Raw genomic sequence first — 20,780 nt, forward strand, 5'->3', positions numbered from 1 at the left:
ATTTATGAGAGAGTTTTAAATTTACGACGGGAATAGGTAAACCGTGAATTATCAATAAGTTCAACCACAAAACTTGTATCTGGGCTAATGACTTTCTGAGGATTTATGAGAACACCTTTATTGATGCGCTTAAAATCCTGAAAAACACTTTGCCAGTAATTAAGGCTATAACTTACAATTACTTTTTTGCCACAGTCAAATTTTACTTCATTATAAGGCTGGCTACCTAAGTGCTTGATATAGATAATGGCACTTTCTTCATTAAGATTGAGAACTCTTGAATTTCTGCTAAGAGGAGCGAGCATACAGTTTAAAACTTTTTGGGTTAAATGATAGGTTAGTTTATACTTCAGCAACTCATATGCCCATGACAAGAGAATACCAGTTGAGATAGTATCAACATTACAAATGTAAAATAAGTATGTATGGTGGAAAATAGGGGGAAACCCTTGTTTTAGTCAGATTACAGCGAAGTATATAATAGGTATTACAATAATAAGAGATTATATCCAATATTCTATCATGCTTTTACTTATATCTTTATTGATAAAGGCTTTACTCGTTTTATTTTTATTAATTTCGTGCCGGACATTATTATTGCATACCATGACTATTCTTATATTAAATGCCCTTGTGGTAAACGAAGGGAAAATTGAACCACGTGATGTATTTATTAAAGAGGGCATTATTGAGCAAATAGGTGCTGACTTATCGGGTCTGAAAGCTAACCGTATTATTGATGCCACAGGTAAATATCTGCTTCCGGGCGTGATAGACGATCAGGTACATTTCCGTGAGCCGGGTCTTACTCACAAAGCCACTATTTATACAGAAGCCAAAGCAGCAGTGGCAGGTGGTACCACCAGTTTTATGGAAATGCCCAATACGGTTCCGAATGCGTTAACTCAGGAATTATTAGCTGACAAATACCAGATAGGTGCTGAGACCTCATTAGCCAATTATTCGTTTTATATGGGAACATCGAACGATAATTACGACGAAGTAATGCGTACCGATATTCAGCAAGTTTGTGGATTGAAGATATTTATGGGGAGCTCGACAGGTAATATGTTGGTAGACGATGAACACGTGCTATCAAAAGTATTTGCCAATTTTCCGGCTTTAATAGCCACTCATTGTGAAGATGAAGCGACTGTAAAAGCCAGATTGGAAAAATATAAAACTATGTATAGCGATAATCCTCCTTATGATATACATGCCATTATCAGAAACGAAGAGGCCTGCTATAAATCTTCTTCTATGGCCGTTGAGTTGGCTAAAAAGCATAAAACTCGCCTGCATATTCTACATATTTCGAGTAGTGAAGAAATACCTCTGTTTGCCAAAGGAGCTATTGCCGATAAACATATCACTTCAGAGGTATGTGTGCATCACCTCTGGTTTGATGCCGAAGATTACAAACGATTAGGAAATCAGATAAAATGTAATCCTGCTATTAAGCATGGACACAGAGAAAAACTCCTGCAAGCTTTGCTCGACGACCATTTTGATGTAATTGCCACTGACCATGCCCCACATACCTGGGAGGAGAAACAACAATCTTACTGGCAGGCTCCCTCGGGTTTGCCATTGGTACAACATTCGTTAAATGTGATGCTTGAGTTTTACAAACAAGGCAAAATATCGCTTGAAAAGATTGTTGAGAAAATGTCGCACGCCGTAGCTGATTGCTTTCAGATTGAGCGCCGTGGCTATATCAGAGAGGGTTACTGGGCTGATTTAACTTTAGTTGACCTGAATCAGACAACACTGGTTGACAAAAACAGTCTGTATAGCAAATGTGGCTGGTCGCCATTTGAAGGCACAGAATTTCAATCAAAAGTTACGCATACCATTGTTTCAGGTAATATCATATTTGCCAATGGCAAGTTTGATGAAAGCAAAAAAGGGCAGCGACTAAGATTTACAAGGTAGAACATTAACCTATCATTAACAGTTTTATGAAGAGGCGGTTGTAACAATCGGAAGAAGTATAGCGTTATGCTTGCAAAACACAACATTTTCTCAACATAAAATTTACCAACGATGAAAAGATTATTGTTTGCCTTCCTCTTAGCAGGCTACACATTCACAATTAATGCACAAGACAATATGGCAAAAGACCCTGTGAAGAAAATTGAGGTAACAGGTTCGGCAGAAATGGAAATTGTTCCTGACGAAATTTACTTTTCGATTTCTCTGAAAGAATATTTCAAAGACGAGAAAAATCAGAAAGATAAAGTTACGATTGATGTGCTGGAGAAACAATTGATTGCCGCAGTCATAAAAGCCGGATTTCCGAGAGATAACCTGACTATCAAAGCCATTACAGGCTATAGAAACTGGACGGGTAAGAAAAAGCCTTTGTATTTTTTAGAAAGCAAGCGCTATGTGCTGAAAATGAATAACCTCTATAAATCTGATGTGATTTTAGATGAAGTAGATGATAAAGGTATTGAATTTGTGAATATCGACCATGTTGACCATTCGCAAATCAAAGATTATAGAAAAGAAATCAAGATAAAAGCCTTGCAAGCCGCCAAAGAAAAAGCGACTTATCTATTGGAATCTATCAACGAAAAAGTAGGTGATATATTGATGATAGAAGAGTTGGACGACCAGTTTTATGCGCCTCAGCCTATGATGATGTCTAATGTGCGAATGATGAAAGCAGGTGGTGATGCCGCACCAATGGAAGACAGTAGCCTGGAGTATCAGAAGATAAAACTAAGCTATAAAATGAAAGCGGCTTTTAAGATTAAGTAATTTTATTATCTTAGATAGCAAAACTGCCTGTTTTTGGATAAAACAGGCAGTTTTATTTTTATGTACCACGATTTCCGTATCGACGGACCGTCAAATCGTTTATCGTGAAAATGAAATTAAATAGACGATTTAAAAAATCGTGATACATATTTTACTCTTCCGCACTCATCGCACGCTTATCAAGATGCTCATCTAAAGTCAGTCGGTCAACGCCTTTTTCTAACCACTCCGGTGCAGGCTTGCCTTTCAGGTGGTAATCGAAGAACTCCATCATACGCACAGCATAGTCTTTACGATTTGGTAATTTAGCTAATCCATGATTTTCTCCTTTGTACTGGATTAATACTACCGGCTTTTTCAGACGACGAAGCGCATTATAGTATTCAATACCCTGGGTAAAATCTACGGCACCATCGGCATCATTGTGCAACATCAATAAAGGTGTATTTACTTTCTTTACATGATACAAAGGCGAGTTACGGTTATAGGCTTCCCAGTTTTCCCAAGGTGGGAGTAAACGTCCTTGCGATGCCTCAAAGATAGCTCCGTTAGACGTACCACTGTTTTTGTAAATCAGGTTATACATCGAAATCATGTCTGTCAGTGGAGCACCTGCCGCTGCTGCTTTGAACATATTTGTTTGCGTAATCAGGAAACTGGTCTGATAACCACCCCAGCTATGGCCATGAATACCAATTTTGGTTTCGTCAATAACACCTGTTTTAAGAGCGGCTTTTACTCCCGGAATTACACACCATACGGCAGACATACCGGGGTCATTGAGTTTATAGACAATATCCGGAATAAATACAGCATATCCATTAGAAGTATATACACTCGGACTCCAGCCTGTACCCGAATAGCCCGGATTAGCAAAGCTGTGCAGGGTTTGCGAAAGTTTTTCGTAATAATACACTATGGTTGGGTATTTTTTACCTTCTTCATACCCGGCAGGTAAAAACAAGGCTCCTTGTAATTTATCTCCTTTATCGCCCTTATAATCTATCAGTCTTACAGACGGAGACCAGGCATATTTTTCAAAAGACGGCGTGTTCTGAGTAATTTTCTGACCGTTTTCCAGACTGGTTGAAGTACTTAAATAGTATTCAGGCGAAGTTTTAAATGTCTGGCGGGTATAAACAAAAGCATCGGCTTTTTTGGCTTTGTTCAGGCTACCAACCGAGGTATCTTCCCATAACAGATTTTTTACCTGTCCATTCTCTAAAGCTACAAAACCGCTCTTTTTAGTCCATTCGCCATAGGTTTTAAAGTACTGGGTTTTAGACAGGTCGATGCCTTTTTCTTCGGGATCAAGCACATAGCGGTTCTGGTAACGGAGTTGTTCGGCTTTACCATTCTTCGTTAAATTCTTTGCCGAAGCCGAACCATCTACTGATAATTGCCAGATGTCCCAGCCATCACTGACTAATATCAGGCGACTGTCGTTTGTCCAGCCTATCACAGGGTATGGCGGTTTACGTACGTTGTGGTCGTCTTCTATATCAATAAACGAAGTACCTGCTTTATCTGAGATATTGCGAGAGGTCTGGGTAGTTAAATCGAATACTATCCAGTTACCATCTTTCCAGTACAAAAATTTAGTACCATCAGGCGAAGGGCTTGGGTTGGCATAAAAATCAGGAATGTAATGCTTTTCCATTACCTTACTGCGCTTCCCGGTTTTCAAATCAACTACATATATATCGCTGTAATTTTGTCCGTCAAGGTTATTGTCTAATTCATAATTGGCAATATCCTGCCCGATACCATATAATTGCTTGGGAGCAATGCTCAGGTTTTTAAGACTGCTGTCTGCCAGTCGCAAGAATTTCTTGTTGTTTACATCATAATTTGCAATAAAACTGAAATTCTTATCCTGTGTTTCCTGCACCTGTTGGCGTGATTGCAGGCGTTTATCCTGCCAGTGCCAGATAGTCATATCAGGTTTTTCCTTGTCGGCATCTGGTGTAGCTGCTACTTTCTTAGTCGAGTCAGTCTTAACTTTAGCAATGGCTTTAGTTAAATCATCAATTGTTTTGATACTTGTATCAGCCTTTATTTTTGCCAGTTTTTCAGCATCTGAACTTTCCTTTTTAGTAGTGTCTTTTTTAGCATCGGCTTTAGTTGTTTCTTTTTTAGCTAATTCGGTTTTTGTAATACCAAAAAATAACCGACCTAAGTCTTCTGACCAGTAAGGTGTTCTGTTTGCACTGATTGTCATACCCTTCGGAAAAGCGGTTGAGTCTTTCTTAGGTTCATAAATACTCAATTCGGGCATAGTGCTAAAGTTCTTTACCCCTACTACACTGTTCAATTCAGTTTTATACTTTTCATCTTTTGTGCCTTTCAATAAAGCCAAGCCATCACCTTTTTCTGTCCAGTTCAATGATTTGTATGAGGCTTTATCATTGTCCAGAATCATTACTACATTCGTATTCATATTACGCACCCACAAGCCGTTACCTGCCTTTTCAGCCGCATCTACTGTCAATGCTAACCAATCACCTTGTTTGTTAAACGAATACTCCGAAATATTACCAATGTTCTGGGTTTTGCCCCCTGCTAAATCATACAATAGTAAATCTGAGCCTTTTGGTCCATCAGCATTTGGCCCGGTTGGTGTTGTGGCAGGCGTCAGATGCAAGGCTAATACGGAAGACTTTTCGCCATTAAAGGCAAAAGTCCGTACCCTTTCAAATTCTGTTTTCTTTTTGTTTGATAGATTAATCAGAAAAACTTTATCAGGCACAGGCTTACCCCCCGGTTTGGCGGCTGCTTTTTTATCCTTATCTTTTGCATATACTTTAAAAGCAAACCATTTGGCGTCTTCAGAAAAGCTCATCGAAAAAGAGGTACTTGAGCCAATAGGATATTTGATTTTAGTTGTATCACTCGTTTTTCTGATAATGATTTCCGCATCGCCCTCATTGGGGTTTAGCACATAGGCAAACCAGGCACCGTCAGATGAGAGTTGTGTGCCTCCAAAAGCAGGAATAGCCTTCCACGAAGCCACCTCTTTCCAGGTAAGTGCGGGTTTGGGTTTATCCTGCGCCCATACTAAAGCAGAGCAGAGTAGTAAATAGGTGATGAAGTATTTTTTCATTGTTAAAGAGGTATTGATATGAATTGATAAAATTATAACAAATTTTTAAAACAGAAAAACCGGGTAACCAATTGCATATTATACACGCATATTATGGCTTTGGCAAGACTCTATTCTGTCTTATTTTGATAGAAAATAGCTTAAAAAATGGCCTTTAAACAGGTTTTTTGCTTTCTTTTAAAGAAATATTAGTAAAATCTAAATCATTCTTGAAAAACATCAAAAACTTGTTTTAATTTGCCCAAAATCTTTTACAATTAAAATCATTCGGATAGTCATGCTACAAAATCTTAAATTAGATACAACAGCAGAGAAAAACGTCAAAACCTGGTTGAAAGGCAAGTATGACGAAGAAACCAAAACTGCCATTCAGAAACTTATTGCTGATAATAATGCTACGCAACTGACAGATTCTTTCTACAAAAATCTGGAGTTCGGCACAGGTGGTATGCGGGGAGAAATTGGTGTGGGTTCTAATCGTATGAATAAATACACTGTTGGGGCAGCTACCCAGGGTTTAGCCAACTATCTGAACAAGGCTTTTCCGGGACAGGAAATAAAAGTAGCTATCGCCCACGACAGCCGTAATTTTTCTCCTGAGTTTGCCCGTGTAGCTGCCGATATTCTTTCGGCCAATGGTATTACGGTTTATTTATATAAAGAACTTCGTCCTACGCCGCAGTTATCTTTTACAGTGCGTCAGTTAGGTTGCCAGAGTGGTATTGTAATCACAGCTTCGCATAACCCGAGAGAATACAATGGCTATAAAGTGTATTGGGTAGATGGGTCGCAGGTAGTGGCCCCGCATGATAAAAATATTGTAGCAGAAGTAAATGCGATTACGAATGTAAAAGACATCAAGTTTAAAGGGGTAAAGAAACGCATAAAAATGATTGGCGAGGTGCTTGACAAAGCCTATCTGAAAGCAGTAAAAAGCATTTCGGTGAACCCTCGTATGATTAAGCGCCAGTCTGATTTGAATATTGTTTTCTCTTCTATACATGGTACAGGTATTACAATGGTACCAAAAGCATTAGCGCAATTAGGTTTTACCAATGTAAATATTGTGGAAGAACAGGCAACTCCTGATGGCAACTTCCCGACTGTGGTTTATCCGAACCCGGAAGAACAAGAAGCCATGAGTTTAGCTTTGAAAAAAGCCCAGGCAACCAATGCTGATTTGGTAATTGCGACTGACCCTGATGCCGACCGTGTGGGTATGGCTGTAAAAGACCCGAAAGGCGAATGGCAGCTACTAAATGGGAATCAGGCAGCAAGTCTGATTATCTATTACTTGTTGAAAGCATGGAAAAAAGCTAAAAAACTGACAGGCAAAGAGTTTGTAGCCAAAACCATTGTAACAACCGATTTAATTGATGAAATGGCTGCCAAAGCAGGTGTTAATTGCTACAATACCCTGACAGGCTTCAAATACATTGCGCAGGTTATCAGAGAATTAGAAAGACAACAAACTTTTATAGGCGGTGGAGAAGAAAGCTATGGGTACCTGATTGGTGATAAAGTAAGGGACAAAGATGCCATTGCCAGTTGCGCCATGATTGCCGAATTAACCGCTTTTGCTAAAGATCAGGGCATCAGCTTATTCGATTTTTTAGCTGAAATGTATCAGAAAAATGGTTTCTATTACGAAGGTTTGATTTCGCTGACCAAAAAAGGTAAAACGGGCGCAGAAGAAATTCAGCAAATGATGGTTGATTTCAGAGCGAAACCGCCGAAGAGTCTGGCAGGGTCAAAAGTAATTCGTATGGATGATTATAAGGCTCTAACAACCACCGATTTAAAAACAGGCCAGACGACTGATATTCCATCGGGCAAAATGGGGATTGAATCATCAAACGTATTACAGTTCTTTACGGCTGATGGCACCAAGTTTACTTGTCGTCCGTCAGGTACTGAACCTAAAATCAAGTTTTATGTAGGTGTAAGAGCCAAACTGAAAAAGAAAGATGAATTTGATGCCACATTGGCCTCTTTGAAAGAAAAAGTAAAAACCATTCAGACAGAGTTGAATCTGGTTTAACTGATATAAATGTCCGGTTTAAACAATAAGCCGGATATTTATCTTTTATAAGCCTTTTATTCATTTTTTCTATTTGTATTTCCACATTTCTTTACTTAAACTACCTCATTTTGGTACGCAAATTGCTTCGTCAAGAGGGTAAACGATTAACAAATAATAGGTACTACTTTTAGATTCCCATTTTAAAATGTATTTTTACATCCCAAGGTTAACCTATTTTAATCTACCAATTTCGCTGATGCCAAAGCCGCTTTTAATAATTGTTTTGATAACTTTATTTGTCAATGCAACTGCTCATAGTCAAACGACAGGCACTCCCCGAAAAGCAACTCCCTTTAAGGCTAAAATTACCCGTGTCGAAATAGCAGGGCGTGATATGCCAACTCAGGAAAACTACCATGTTGATTATGACAATAATGTGCTTGAATTTGATTTGTCTGCAACTCCTGCACAACCTGATTTAAGTTTCAAGTATCGTATTATTGAGAACAGTTTTGAGGGAGCCAAGCCCTCTGCCTGGTTTACTACCAAGAAAACCTCGGTAAAAGTTGATAGTCTTAAACCGGCTGTTTATCATTTTGAACTGGTAGCCATAGATGCCAATAAAAAAGAAAGTGCCCCTGCCATAGTTGAATTTAAGATAGAATATCCTTGGTGGCGGTCGTGGTGGTTCTGGGGTTCTTGTTTCATTACTTTGTTTGGTTTGTTTTATGGCAGAGAGCGTTTCCTGAAATTCTGGTCAGATGAAGAGCAGAGACATCATCGTCAGGTTACGGAGTTAGAGTTACGAACCTTACAGTTACAAATGAATCCACACTTTGTATTTAATGCCCTGAATGCCGTACAAAGTTTTATTCTGAATCGTGATACAATCTCTGCCAATAATTATTTATCGAAATTTGCCAATCTGATTAGGCTCTTTTTAGATTCGTCTCGTAGTAAGTATATTACTATTGCAGATGAAATAAAGCTGTTAAGTCTTTATATAGAAATAGAAATGTTGCGTTTTGAGAATAAGTTTGAATTTCATTTGAATGTAGCTCCTGATGTGAATCGCTTTGTTGAAATTCCAACCATGATTCTGCAACCTTTTATCGAAAATGCGATTAATCACGGTCTCCGATACAAAGAAACCAAAGGTAATTTATACATGAGTTTCGTAATTCAGGGAAAATATCTCGTATGCAGAATAGAAGACGATGGTGTTGGTAGAGAGCGAGCCAAACAGATTCAGTCGAAATCGAGGAAAGGATATAAATCACAGGGTCTGAAAATTACCGAAGAACGCCTGCAGACTTTTAATTTAATTAATGATGCAGACATTCATTTTCTGGTAGAAGACCGCTTGAAACCCCCTTACGAACCGGGAGCTGATATTGGCACGACAATTGAAATTAAATTTCCAAAATTTGGTTAATTTGGAATGTTTCTTTTCTTTTGTACTTAGTAAGTATCCCTCTCCCTATACATATAAATTATTATCTGTTAAATATTTGTGTGGCTATTGGCATAAGTCCTATGGCTGGTGTCAATCTTATTGACTTAGAGTAAACTTGTAAACAAATCCTTTTTATGTATAAGGCTATTATAGTTGATGACGAAAATCGAAGTGTTGAAACCTTAAGCAGTATCATTTACCTGTTCTGTTCATCAGAGATTGAGGTAATTGGTACGGCTAATTCAATACAAGAGGCGTATCAGCTTATTCAGGAAAAATCGCCCGATATTGTTTTTTTAGATGTGGAGATGCCTCATGGCAGCGGTTTTGACTTGTTAGAAAAATTCACTAATCCTAAATTTGAAGTTATTTTTACCACCGGCTTCGACCACTATGCTGTTACAGCTATCAAATTCAGTGCTTTAGATTATTTATTGAAACCTATCAATATCGAAGAACTGAAGCAGGCTATTGCCAAAGCGAAAGACCGTATTGAAAAGAAAAATAATCAGCAGAATTTTGACCATCTGATACAGAATTTGCGGAACCCCCGCGACAAAACGAATAAAATACCCTTACCTATTCTGAATGGGTTTCAGTTTGTACCTGTCAATAACATTATCTATTGCGAAGCCGACGAAGACTATACACATATTTATCTGAACGATAACCAAAAAATTACAGTCTCTAAAAGCATCAAAGACTTTGAAGATTTATTGGCCAGCTATGATTTTTTCCGTATTCACCATTCTTTTTTAGTTAACCGAGACTATATAAAGAGATATACCAAAGGCGAAGGTGGTACAATTACTACCGAGCAAGGCACCGAACTCCCGGTTTCACGTCGCCGGAAATCAGAGTTTCTGGAATGGTTGAGCAATATTTAGGATTAATCTCAGGAGATTTCTTTTTCTTTCAAAAATATGAGTAAAATTTATTGCAAATTTTAATTGCCTGTCGGTAAAATCTGGCATGCTTTTTATACTTATTACAGGTGCAGAAACGATTGTTTCTGCACCTTTTTTTTTGGCTTTTGGGGTCAGAATTTCTGTTTATAGACGTATCCGCTTAATAATTTTCTCTTAGAAATATCAAAATAAAACACCCAATTATGCAAAAAGAAATTTTCAGTACAGTTTTTTAACTTCGTAAAAAGTTCGATTATTTAAGATTATCTGCCACTTATCTAATTTATTCTGCCACTTACCGAATCGTTGTTGTAATAGTTATACGTCAAGATTAACTTGCTATAAAATTCAACAATTTTAAAGCTTTCCTTAAGAATGAATAAGCTAATTTATAAGACGCCGTTCAGTGCTGAAGGGTTTACGGTTGTCCAAAATGTGGAAAGCCAAGCTACTGGAGCGAATATGTCCATGCGAGTTGCTGGCAAGCGTAACATGGTTAAGCTCGGTGATATTCTATACCTGAAGAGCGCAAAAAATTACACAATTTTTAAGCTGGCCGATGGGAGAGAAATTATTAGTTCTAAAACGTTAAGAATCTTTGAAGAAGAATTAGACGAGATTACTAATTTTGTGAGACTTCACCGTTCGTATATCATTAACTTAGAACACGTAAAAGATTTATATTTTAATTGTCGTGGAGGAGAAGTCCTGATACATGACGAGAAAATTCTTATATCAAGAAGAAAAGCTGCGGAGTTTCGCCGTAAGTACAGAAGATTCTTACGCACAACCGGGCAGAATGTTACTTCTACAATCAAATTAAAGACAACAATCCGGATGTCCTAAAAACATTCGTAATATTATTTTTTACTTTTTGGGTTACGATAATAAAGTGCTGGCTAATCTGGCACTTTATTTTTTTGGGGTATTCCAAACTTTTATCTGCTTAAATCTTTCTGCGAAAAGCTATATCTTACAGGAGAGTACATGAAGATTTTTGAAAAAAAATCTTCAAATTTGTAGTTGATAGTAGATTATGTTTAAACATCCTGATTCAACCTATACATCTTGCCTTTCTGGCTATCCCATGTGGTTAGAATGCTATATTTTAAATATAATCTTGTAGATTAAATAGTAACGCAAATCTTAATAACACATGGAAAATACCCTAACATTCAAGTATGTTAGCTACCTATGGGACGACAACAAAGCCGCTGAATTAGCCAATAATGAAGTTGATTTATTTATTTATCGCTCTAATCTTTTAGGAGCAGATTTAAGACTAACCAACTATGCCGGAGGCAATACTTCCTGCAAAATTACAGAAACAGACCCGCTTACAGGCGAACCTGTAGAAGTAATGTGGGTGAAAGGCTCTGGTGGAGATATTGGTACCCTTACCAAAAAAGGTTGTGCCAATTTATATGTTGACCGTTTACATGCCCTAAAAAAACGATACAGAGGACTGGCCTTTGAAGATGAAATGGTAGGGCTATTCGACCATTGTTTATTTGACCCCAAGTGTGCTGCTCCCTCTATAGATACGCCCCTGCACGGATTATTGCCGTTTAAACATATTGACCACCTGCACCCTGACGCCCTGATTGCTATTGCCGCAAGTAAAGATGGTGAAAAGATTATGAAAGAAATCTGGGGTGATACTATGGCCTGGCTGCCCTGGCAACGCCCCGGTTTTGATTTAGGTCTGCAACTGGAGCAAACCGTAAAAGAAAATCCGAACCTGAGAGGTGTTATATTAGGTGGTCATGGGTTATTTACATGGGGTGATACTTCTTATGATTCTTACATCAATACGTTAGAAGTGATTGAAATGGCATCGGTATATCTCGAAGAAAACTATGGCAAGAAACGTCCGGTTTTTGGGGGTGCTAAAGGAGAATCAAAAGCTGCCGATGATAGAAAAACAGCTGCCGCAGAGGTGATGCCTACCCTAAGAGGATTAGCCTCAAGCTATAGAAGAATGGTAGGACATTTTACCGATGATGCCCGTGTGTTAGAGTTTGTGAACTCGCATGATTTAGAAAGGCTTGCCCAAAAAGGCACAAGCTGCCCTGACCACTTTCTGCGTACCAAAATCCGTCCGCTTGTATTAAAAGGAACAGATAAAGCAGAAATAGAAGCACAGTTTGAAGCCTACAGAGCCGACTATTTAGCCTATTACGAACGTTGCAAGCATCCGAATAGTCCGGCGGTCAGAGATACCAATCCTGTGGTAATTCTGTATCCGGGCGTAGGTATGTTTTCTTTTGCCAAAGATAAACAAACAGCCCGTGTGGCCTCAGAATTTTATATCAATGCCATTAACGTAATGAAAGGTGCCGAGGCTATTTCTGAATACGTAGGGTTAAGCGAGCAGGAAGCCTTTAATATTGAGTACTGGCTGTTGGAAGAAGCCAAACTTCAACGAATGCCTAAGCCTAAATCATTGTCAGGCAAAATAGCTTTTGTTACAGGTGGTACAGGTGGTATCGGCAAAGCTATTTGTGAAGAATTATTAGTAGAAGGTGCCTGTGTGATAGCCGCAGATCGTGACCGACTGGAAGAAACACAAACAGAACTTCGGAAGAAATATGGCAAAGATGTAGTGCTGACCGCAAAAATTGATGTAACCCAATCTGAGCCTATTGCAGAAGCGCTTAAACAGGGTATTTTGCAGTTTGGTGGAGTAGATATCGTAGTTAATTGTGCCGGACTATCTATCTCTAAACCATTAGAAGACCACACGTTGGCCGATTGGAATATTTTGCAGGATGTATTAGTAAAAGGCCAGTTTTTAGTATCGCAAGAGGCTGTAAAAATTATGCGTAAACAGGCTTTAGACGGAGACATTGTAAACATTGCCAGTAAAAATGCACTTTTTGCCGGACCTAACAATGTAGGTTATGGCACAGCTAAAGCTGCACAGGCACACATGAGCCGCCTGTTAGCCGCAGAACTTGGTAAAGACAAGATACGTGTAAATACGGTTAACCCTGATGCTGTATTGCGTGGCAGTAAAATATGGGAAGGTGAATGGGCAGAAGGACGTGCCAAAGCCTATGGTATTAATGTAGAAGATTTACCTAAAATGTATGCTGCCCGAACCCTGTTAGGCGAAGAAATACTAACAGAAGATATTGCCAAAGCAGTGAGGGTATTTGTAGACGGAAGTCTATCAAAATCAACCGGAAACATTCTGAATGTAGATGGTGGTGTAGCAGTTGCTTTTGTGAGATAAACTCAACCTCACTCCACTCCTGCTGGAGAGGAGCTAAAAAATCTTATTCTTGTGCATTCAACCCAACTGTGGAGAAGAGAGCTAAAAGTCCCTCTCCCGGTCGGGAGAGGGATTTAGGGTGAGGCGTTTTAAAATTATTCGGAAAAATGTATAAACTACAACTTAACCCCAATGATAAGACCCCTAAGTACAAGCAGATTGTACGGTCTATTACTGTGGATATAGAGCGAAGTGTATTAAGGAAAAATGAGCAGCTACCCTCTATCAGCGAGTTAAGTGAAGAATATTATCTGGCACGGGATACTGTAGAAAAGGCTTATCGCGAGTTAAAAGAGCACGGATATATCACGGCAGTTCAGGGCAAAGGGTTTTATGTAAATGGCAAAGAGCATAACAAAATGCGGATTCTGCTGATTTTCAATAAACTGAGCTCTTATAAAAAACTGATTTATTATGCCTTTTTAAAGGTATTGGGAGATAAAGCTACGGTGGACTTACAAATACACCATTATAATGCCCGCATTTTTGAGGAAATTATAGACAAGAATCTGGGCAAGTATAATTATTATGTAATTATGCCACATTTTTTTCCTGAAACTGACAAATCTTTAGCCTTAAAAACAATAGAAAAAGTACCGGCTGAAGAGTTGGTTTTTTTAGACAAAGATTTACCAGAATACACCAAATCTATTCTAAGTGTTTATCAGGACTTTGAAAATGATATTTTTGATGCTTTAGAGTCTGCGAATGATTTGCTCGAAAAATATCAGCGCATCGTATTGATTTTTCCGAGCGATGGCAACTATCCACGTGAAATTGTAACAGGCTTCCGTTTCTTCTGTATTAATTCTCATAAAGAATATACCATTAAAGAGAATGCTTTTGATGAAATCCTGCAACCCAAAACGGCTTATGTGGTAGTAGAAGAAACCGATCTTGCGGAATTAATTAAGAAAACCAGACAAGCCAATTATATCATAGGGCAAGATATAGGCGTTGTTTCTTTTAATGAAACCACTTTGAAAGAATTATTAGAAATTACAGTTATTACCACCGATTTTGAAACAATGGGCCGAACAGCGGCAGCCTTGTTATTAGATAAAAAACAAATAAAAGTAAAAAACCCATTTTATATTATCCGACGCAAGAGCCTTTAAACAAGCTCAATCAAAACCTGTTCAGACATGCTTACTACTGATATTATTGAAGACCATAATAAAACCTTAGCAACCGACCATCAATTTAAATTAGCTTATATCAGCGAGTTACTTGACCGTAAAGGAATTGATGTACAAAGTATCATCGATAAAATCAAGGCTTTTCAGGTAGCTATTCCCAGTTGGGCTTTGGGTACAGGTGGTACTCGCTTCGGACGTTTTCCGAATGGTGGTGAACCACGTAATTTGGAAGAGAAAATTGAAGATGTAGGCCTGATACATCAGTTAAATGGCTCATCAAACTCTATTTCTTTACATATTCCCTGGGATATTCCTTCTGATGCTTCAGCGGTTAAACAATTACTGAAAGCGAATCAACTAACGATTGACTCTGTCAATTCAAATACTTTTCAGGACCAGAAAGACCAGTCGTTTTCTTACAAATTCGGCTCATTGTGTCATACCAAAGACGAAAGTCGTAATCTGGCCATTGAACATAATATTGCTTGTGTTGAATACGGCAAACAATTAGACTCAAAAGTGCTTACAGTCTGGCTGGCTGATGGCTCCAACTTTCCGGGTCAACAGCATTTCCGTAAAGCGTATCAGCGCACAGCTGATTCTCTGGCGACTATTTATGAAGCTATGCCGTCTGACTGGACGATGTTGATTGAATATAAGCCTTATGAGCCGTTCTTCTACTCAATGGTAATACCAGACTGGGGAACTTCTTATTCGCTTTGCCAGCAAATCGGTAAAAATGCACAGGTTTTAGTCGATTTAGGGCATCATTTACCTAATACCAATATTGAGCAGATTGTAGGACGCCTCATGCACTTCGGGCGTCTGGGTGGTTTTCACTTTAATGGCTCTATGTATGGTGATGATGATTTAACAACCGGAAGTATTAAGCCTTATCAGTTCTTTCTGATTTTCAACGAACTGGTGGATGGCATGCAAGACCCCAACGTAAAAAATCCACCATTAGCATGGATGATTGATGCCAGCCATAATACAAAAGACCCTATCGAAGACTTGCTGCAATCGGTTAATGCCATTTTAGCTACCTATGCCAAAGCATTGCTGGTAGATAGAATTGCCTTAGCAGACGCACAGGAAAACAATGATGTATTGAAAGCAGAAGAACTGCTGAGAGATATTTTCTTTACCGATGTGAGAGCCTTAGTAGCCGAAGCAAGCCGTCAGGTAGGCGGAGCACTTGACCCCGTGGCGACTTTCCGCCATGCTAAAGTGCGAGAAAACCTAATCGGCCAAAGAGGTAAATTCAGCGTAGCTACAGGTTTATAATAGCCTATTTAGACTTTTCATGCAAAATACTCATCAGGTCATGTTTGTCTTTGCAAAACTTGATGTTATTTTGCATGAATGGTTTTAATCTTACTTACGCACCTATCTATTCAAAATGAAAAAAAGCCTGACTATTTTAGCCCTGTTCTGTTTCCCATTCCTTAGTTTTTCGCAAGACGTGGATCCCAAAGAATGGAAACAATTGTTTAACGGAAAAAACCTCGACGGTTGGCACCCCAAAATCCGTAACCATGCTTTAGATGATAACTTTGGCAAGACTTTCAGAGTAGCTGATGGTTTGATGCAAGTGCGCTACGATGCTTATTCTTCATTCGATGAGATGTTCGGACATATTTTCTATAAAGACAAATATTCTTATTATCGTATTGCCACCGAATATCGTTTTGTAGGCGACCAGGCTACCAACGGCCCGGGTTGGGCAACACGTAATAGTGGAATCATGATACACTGTCAGGCGCCTGAAACCATGGGAAAAGACCAGGATTTCCCGATTTCGATTGAAGTGCAACTCTTAGGAGGTTTAAGTAATGGCAAACCACGCACTACCTGTAATCTTTGTACACCGGGTACTAATGTATTTTATCAGGATAAATTGGATAAGCGTCATTGTATCAATTCGACCTCAAAGACCTATGACGGCGAACAATGGGTTCGTGCCGAAGTATTAGTTTTAGGCGATTCATTGATTCAGCACTTTGTCAATGGTGAAAAAGTACTGGAATATACGAAAACACAAACCGGAGGAGGCAATGTAAGCGGACATGACCCCAGCCTGATGGTAGAAGGCAAATCATTAGCAGAAGGTTATATTTCTCTACAAAGTGAAAGCCACCCTGTTGATTTTCGTAAAGTTGAGTTACTGAACCTTTGTGGTTGCACAGACCCTAAAGCAAGCAATTATAAATCTTATTATGTAAAGTCTGATAATACGACTTGTGAGTATAAGAAGAAGAGAAAGAAAAAGGCCTGATTATATTCAGACATGCCTATCATTTAGTATTTGAATCATGAAAGTAGCCCTGTTTATCCCATGTTATGTTGACCAGTTTTATCCGAATGTGGGGATTAATACCTTGCAATTACTGGAAAAATTAGGTGTGGAGGTAGCTTACCCGACACAACAAACCTGTTGCGGACAACCAATGGCCAATAGTGGTTGTGAGCAGGATTCCAAAGAGGTTTACCATCATTTTGTCGATACCTTTGCCGATTACGATTATGTCGTTACGCCATCGGGTAGCTGTACTTATCATGTTCGGAAACACTATGATATTATAGAACAGACCCCTGCTGTGCAGAAGGTACGGAAAGGAGTCTATGAATTAGTTGATTTTCTGGAAAACATTTTGAAAGTAGAAGAAATACCCATCGATTTTCCGTATAAAGTGGGTTTGCACCTGAGTTGTCACGGACAACGGGGGCTTCGACAAGCCAATGCTTCTGAAATAACAGGAGATAAAGGTGGGCAGATTCTGACCTTACTTAAAAAACTAAAAGGTATTGAGATAACCCAGTTAGAACGTAACGACGAATGTTGCGGCTTTGGCGGTTCTTTTTGTATTACAGAAGAAGCCGTTTCTGCCCGTATGGGACAAGATAGAATAGCCGACCATGTGCGCCACGGAACTAAAGTACTGACAGGCGGAGATATGTCTTGCCTGATGCACCTTGAAGGAATAGTAAAACGACAACAAGTGCAGATAAAAGTAATGCACATTGTAGAAATTTTGAACGGGAGCCAACCATGAACCATCCTGCATTAGCTGAAAAATTTGCCAAAGATTTTAACCGGACTACCTGGCATGACGAAACCCTATGGTTTGTGCGTCAGAAAAGAGACAGAGCCATCTATCCTATTCCTGAATTTCAGGAATTGCGCACGCTTGCTTCTCAAATTAAAGACCATACCCTTAGCAATCTGGACAATTATCTGCTTCAGTTTGAAGAGAACGCCAGAAAAAATGGGGTGAAGGTGCATTGGGCTGCCGATGGCGAAGAACATAACAGAATCGTGTTAGATATTATCAGAAATGCTCCTCATATAAAAGGCAGAACAGGGCCAATCAAGATGGTAAAAAGTAAGTCGATGCTGACTGAAGAATGTCATCTGAATCCGTTTCTGCAAAAAAATGGTGTTGAAGTAGTGGATACCGACCTCGGCGAACGCATCGTACAATTCAGAAATGAGCCTCCCAGCCATATTGTAATGCCAGCTATTCACCTGAAAAAAGAAGATGTAGGCGAAACTTTCCACGAGCATTTAGGTACGCCTAAAGGTGAGAAAGACCCACAAGCACTCACAGAAGCAGCCCGGCAACATTTAAGGCAAAAGTTTGTAGAAGCCGATATTGCCTTAACAGGGGTCAATTTTGCCGTAGCAGAAACAGGAAGTTTTGTGGTATGTACCAATGAAGGCAATGCCGATTTAGGTGTCAATCTGGCGAATGTACATATTGCCTGTATGGGTATGGAAAAACTGATTCCTAAAGTAGAGCATTTATCTGTATTTATCCGCTTACTGGCACGTAGTGCTACAGGGCAGCCTGTTACTACCTATACTTCGCATTTTACCAAACCTGCTGAGGGCAAAGAAATGCACATTGTGATAGTAGACAATGGCCGCACCCAGCAATTAGGCCGCTCCGATTTCAGAAACTCGCTTAAATGTATCCGTTGCGGTGCCTGTATGAATACCTGCCCTGTGTATCGCCGCAGTGGCGGGCATAGTTATGATTTTACTGTACCGGGGCCAATAGGGGCTATTTTATCGCCTAATATTGATTTGCATAAATACAGTACACTCCCATTTGCCAGTACTCTTTGCGGCTCCTGCTCTGATGTATGCCCGGTGAAAATAGATATTCATGTACAACTATATAAATGGCGGCAGGTGGTATCTAAAGAAAACGAATTACCTGCAGTTAAAAAATGGGGGATGAAAGGCCTGGCAAAAATGTTAGCTATGCCAAAGGTGTATAATTTAGGTGGTAAAGTAGCCCGAAGTGCTTTGAGAATATTACCTCATGGCATGACACATGCTAAAGGAATGAACCCCTGGGCAAAAGCCCGTGAGCTACCAGATGCTCCTAAACAAAGCTTTAAAGAATGGTATAGTCAAAACAAAAAGCCCTGATGAGCAGCCGAGAAAAAATATTAGCAAGTGTGAAAGCCCATAAACCGGCTTTGATTGACTTACCCGTTATTCCTGCTTTTGAGGGAGATGGGAGTATAGAAAAATTTAAAACTGTTTTGACAGGCATTGGCGGACATGCAATAGAAGTAAGCAGTAAAACTGAATGTCAGCAAGTAATTGATACCCATTATTCAGACCTGAAAAATTTGGCTTCTACACTTGTAAAAGCCACTGTAGAAATAGATACCAGTACGTCTAAAGATATATTGGAACAGGTAGATTTGGCCGTAGTAGAGGGTGTAGTAGGCGTAGCCGAAAATGGAGCTATCTGGGTGCCAGAAGCAAACATGATTAACCGGGCTTTACCCTTTATTACACAACACCTTGTTTTGGTGCTTGATAAAACCAATATAGTAGCCAATATGCACGAAGCCTACAAGAAATTAGATACCATAGGCAATTACGGTGCATTCATTGCAGGCCCCTCTAAAACCGCTGATATTGAGCAATCATTAGTAATTGGCGCACACGGCGCAAGGAGTATGATGGTGATTTTGTATTGATTCTTGTATTTTCAAAATTCAAACCCAAATGCCAATACCCTTGTTCGGTGAATAAATTCACCGTCTAAGACAACAAAGGAATTATTTATATTGAGTACGGCCGACTTGAGTCGGCCTATATGGATAGTAGACCTTTGTTATTTTAGGCACCCAATTCCATTGGGTGAATCGACGAATTAGTAAATCGACGATAATATTACTCCTTCGGCTTCGCCTTGGCTTTATCAATTACGGTTTCCGCTGAACTCACTGCCATTATCCCAAAAAAACCGATAGCCTTTTTAGTGGATTGCGAGTTATAATTGAGAATATTGGTCGGTATATTCGATAGTGGTGTGGCAAAAAGTCCTCCGTTATTTGAGACTTGCTGAACAATCTGCAAATAATAGAACTGCTCTTTGGTTATTGAATATAAGTCAACCGTTAACGTATCTTTATCAGAATACAATTCTCCTCCTAATGACATACGGATAGGTAAGATAAATAACAAACCATCTGATTTTGAACCCGGGCTAAATCCGGCATCATAAGCTACACTTATCTGGTTAGATTTGTTAAAGTATTTATGATTTTTAGCCGCCTTTATCCAGTAGCAATCTCCCTCTCCCTCAAAATCATGCGCATAAAACTGTGGCATAAAGCCTTCCTGTGGGCCATTATCCGGTTTTATCGGAAATCTCTCTACCGCATAATTAATGGAATCTATTTTAGGTACACGATTCAGTTTTGATAGAGACACATATTCTTCGCCCTGATATTTAATGTATAAAACATATTGCTTGCCTAATTTATCTAAGGGTTTGGCTTGACCATCATATACATAGTTACCATCGTTTTTTACATCTATGAAATCATGCGCTACACTATCTTCATCAAATACGGTTACAGTTGCACCCAAAGCAGGTTTCACAGGTGAATTATCGAAATAGGCTTGCGACAGGCTCAGTTTAATAGTCTGGGCTTGTGCTTTATTATTTATCAGAGCATCGACCGTCAGTTGAGAAACGCCTTCCTGTACATCAATATCTACCACATCTTCGCACGAAAAGAGCGAGACAGAAACAAAGGTTATGAGTATGCTTAAAAAAATATTTTTCATTTTCA

At 39.2% G+C, this 20,780-nt stretch carries 16 protein-coding genes; 13 read left to right on the forward strand and 3 right to left on the reverse strand.

The genetic code is table 11. The features are described from left to right. Positions 1–2: 2 nt before the first annotated feature. Positions 3–305 carry a LytTR family transcriptional regulator DNA-binding domain-containing protein gene (locus EWM59_RS08785; RefSeq protein ID WP_130020591.1) on the reverse strand — a complete coding sequence of 101 codons (303 nt, stop codon included), beginning with the start codon at positions 303–305 and terminating at the stop codon, positions 3–5. Positions 306–606: 301 nt separating this feature from the next. On the opposite strand from EWM59_RS08785, the gene EWM59_RS08790 reads away from it, so the two are divergent. Both EWM59_RS08790 and EWM59_RS08795 read left to right on the forward strand, forming a co-directional pair. Next, positions 607–1,935 (forward strand): dihydroorotase, encoded by a 1,329-nt coding sequence (locus EWM59_RS08790; RefSeq protein WP_130020695.1) that lies wholly within the window; start codon positions 607–609, stop codon positions 1,933–1,935. A gap of 111 nt (positions 1,936–2,046) precedes the next feature. After that, positions 2,047–2,766, forward strand: a complete 720-nt coding sequence (locus EWM59_RS08795) for an SIMPL domain-containing protein (protein ID WP_130020592.1) — start codon at positions 2,047–2,049, stop codon at positions 2,764–2,766. A 151-nt stretch (positions 2,767–2,917) separates the two neighbouring features. Here EWM59_RS08795 and EWM59_RS08800 read toward each other — a convergent pair whose 3' ends face one another. After that, on the reverse strand, positions 2,918–5,869 hold the full coding sequence (locus EWM59_RS08800; RefSeq protein ID WP_130020593.1) for a S9 family peptidase: 2,952 nt from the start codon (positions 5,867–5,869) through the stop codon (positions 2,918–2,920). A gap of 277 nt (positions 5,870–6,146) precedes the next feature. Here EWM59_RS08800 and EWM59_RS08805 point away from each other — a divergent pair, with 277 nt between their 5' ends. From EWM59_RS08805 to EWM59_RS08855, 11 genes are all read left to right on the forward strand, one after another. Next, positions 6,147–7,910: a phospho-sugar mutase gene (locus tag EWM59_RS08805; protein WP_130020594.1), complete on the forward strand. Its 1,764-nt coding sequence runs from the start codon at positions 6,147–6,149 to the stop codon at positions 7,908–7,910. A gap of 265 nt (positions 7,911–8,175) precedes the next feature. Further along, positions 8,176–9,327, forward strand: coding sequence for a sensor histidine kinase (locus EWM59_RS08810; RefSeq protein ID WP_165372146.1), 1,152 nt, complete (start codon positions 8,176–8,178; stop codon positions 9,325–9,327). Positions 9,328–9,482: 155 nt separating this feature from the next. Next, positions 9,483–10,235, forward strand: coding sequence for a LytR/AlgR family response regulator transcription factor (locus EWM59_RS08815; protein ID WP_130020596.1), 753 nt, complete (start codon positions 9,483–9,485; stop codon positions 10,233–10,235). 396 nt (positions 10,236–10,631) lie between these two features. After that, positions 10,632–11,102 carry a LytR/AlgR family response regulator transcription factor gene (locus EWM59_RS08820; protein ID WP_130020597.1) on the forward strand — a complete coding sequence of 157 codons (471 nt, stop codon included), beginning with the start codon at positions 10,632–10,634 and terminating at the stop codon, positions 11,100–11,102. A 310-nt stretch (positions 11,103–11,412) separates the two neighbouring features. Next, on the forward strand, positions 11,413–13,494 hold the full coding sequence (locus EWM59_RS08825) for a bifunctional aldolase/short-chain dehydrogenase (protein WP_130020598.1): 2,082 nt from the start codon (positions 11,413–11,415) through the stop codon (positions 13,492–13,494). Between the two features lie 146 nt (positions 13,495–13,640). Then, positions 13,641–14,651 (forward strand): GntR family transcriptional regulator, encoded by a 1,011-nt coding sequence (locus EWM59_RS08830; protein WP_130020599.1) that lies wholly within the window; start codon positions 13,641–13,643, stop codon positions 14,649–14,651. 27 nt (positions 14,652–14,678) lie between these two features. Further along, positions 14,679–15,959, forward strand: a complete 1,281-nt coding sequence (locus EWM59_RS08835; RefSeq protein ID WP_130020600.1) for a sugar isomerase — start codon at positions 14,679–14,681, stop codon at positions 15,957–15,959. Between the two features lie 115 nt (positions 15,960–16,074). Next, complete coding sequence (locus tag EWM59_RS08840) at positions 16,075–16,950, forward strand: 3-keto-disaccharide hydrolase (RefSeq protein ID WP_130020601.1); 876 nt, start codon at positions 16,075–16,077, stop codon at positions 16,948–16,950. A gap of 37 nt (positions 16,951–16,987) precedes the next feature. Continuing rightward, a complete protein-coding gene (locus tag EWM59_RS08845) occupies positions 16,988–17,728 on the forward strand; it encodes a (Fe-S)-binding protein (protein WP_130020602.1) in 741 nt (246 codons plus the stop codon). Further along, positions 17,725–19,113, forward strand: a complete 1,389-nt coding sequence (locus tag EWM59_RS08850) for a lactate utilization protein B (RefSeq protein WP_130020603.1) — start codon at positions 17,725–17,727, stop codon at positions 19,111–19,113. The genes EWM59_RS08845 and EWM59_RS08850 overlap by 4 nt, the downstream gene beginning before the upstream one ends. Beyond that, positions 19,113–19,676, forward strand: a complete 564-nt coding sequence (locus tag EWM59_RS08855) for a LutC/YkgG family protein (protein WP_130020604.1) — start codon at positions 19,113–19,115, stop codon at positions 19,674–19,676. Before EWM59_RS08850 ends, EWM59_RS08855 begins: the two co-directional genes overlap by 1 nt. Positions 19,677–19,872: 196 nt before the next feature. Here EWM59_RS08855 and EWM59_RS08860 read toward each other — a convergent pair whose 3' ends face one another. Further along, positions 19,873–20,775: a DUF4249 domain-containing protein gene (locus EWM59_RS08860; protein ID WP_130020605.1), complete on the reverse strand. Its 903-nt coding sequence runs from the start codon at positions 20,773–20,775 to the stop codon at positions 19,873–19,875. Between the last annotated feature and the right edge of the window lie 5 nt (positions 20,776–20,780).

It is taken from the genome of Emticicia agri (assembly GCF_004168285.1).
Taxonomy (GTDB): domain Bacteria; phylum Bacteroidota; class Bacteroidia; order Cytophagales; family Spirosomataceae; genus Emticicia; species Emticicia agri.

Coding starts and splice junctions, on each gene's coding strand:
- EWM59_RS08785 (WP_130020591.1), bottom strand. CDS start 305: ATGCTCGCTCCTCTTAGCAGAAATTCAAGAGTTCTCAATCTTAATGAA.
- EWM59_RS08790 (WP_130020695.1), top strand. CDS start 607: ATGACTATTCTTATATTAAATGCCCTTGTGGTAAACGAAGGGAAAATT.
- EWM59_RS08795 (WP_130020592.1), top strand. CDS start 2,047: ATGAAAAGATTATTGTTTGCCTTCCTCTTAGCAGGCTACACATTCACA.
- EWM59_RS08800 (WP_130020593.1), bottom strand. CDS start 5,869: ATGAAAAAATACTTCATCACCTATTTACTACTCTGCTCTGCTTTAGTA.
- EWM59_RS08805 (WP_130020594.1), top strand. CDS start 6,147: ATGCTACAAAATCTTAAATTAGATACAACAGCAGAGAAAAACGTCAAA.
- EWM59_RS08815 (WP_130020596.1), top strand. CDS start 9,483: ATGTATAAGGCTATTATAGTTGATGACGAAAATCGAAGTGTTGAAACC.
- EWM59_RS08820 (WP_130020597.1), top strand. CDS start 10,632: ATGAATAAGCTAATTTATAAGACGCCGTTCAGTGCTGAAGGGTTTACG.
- EWM59_RS08825 (WP_130020598.1), top strand. CDS start 11,413: ATGGAAAATACCCTAACATTCAAGTATGTTAGCTACCTATGGGACGAC.
- EWM59_RS08830 (WP_130020599.1), top strand. CDS start 13,641: ATGTATAAACTACAACTTAACCCCAATGATAAGACCCCTAAGTACAAG.
- EWM59_RS08835 (WP_130020600.1), top strand. CDS start 14,679: ATGCTTACTACTGATATTATTGAAGACCATAATAAAACCTTAGCAACC.
- EWM59_RS08840 (WP_130020601.1), top strand. CDS start 16,075: ATGAAAAAAAGCCTGACTATTTTAGCCCTGTTCTGTTTCCCATTCCTT.
- EWM59_RS08845 (WP_130020602.1), top strand. CDS start 16,988: ATGAAAGTAGCCCTGTTTATCCCATGTTATGTTGACCAGTTTTATCCG.
- EWM59_RS08850 (WP_130020603.1), top strand. CDS start 17,725: ATGAACCATCCTGCATTAGCTGAAAAATTTGCCAAAGATTTTAACCGG.
- EWM59_RS08855 (WP_130020604.1), top strand. CDS start 19,113: ATGAGCAGCCGAGAAAAAATATTAGCAAGTGTGAAAGCCCATAAACCG.
- EWM59_RS08860 (WP_130020605.1), bottom strand. CDS start 20,775: ATGAAAAATATTTTTTTAAGCATACTCATAACCTTTGTTTCTGTCTCG.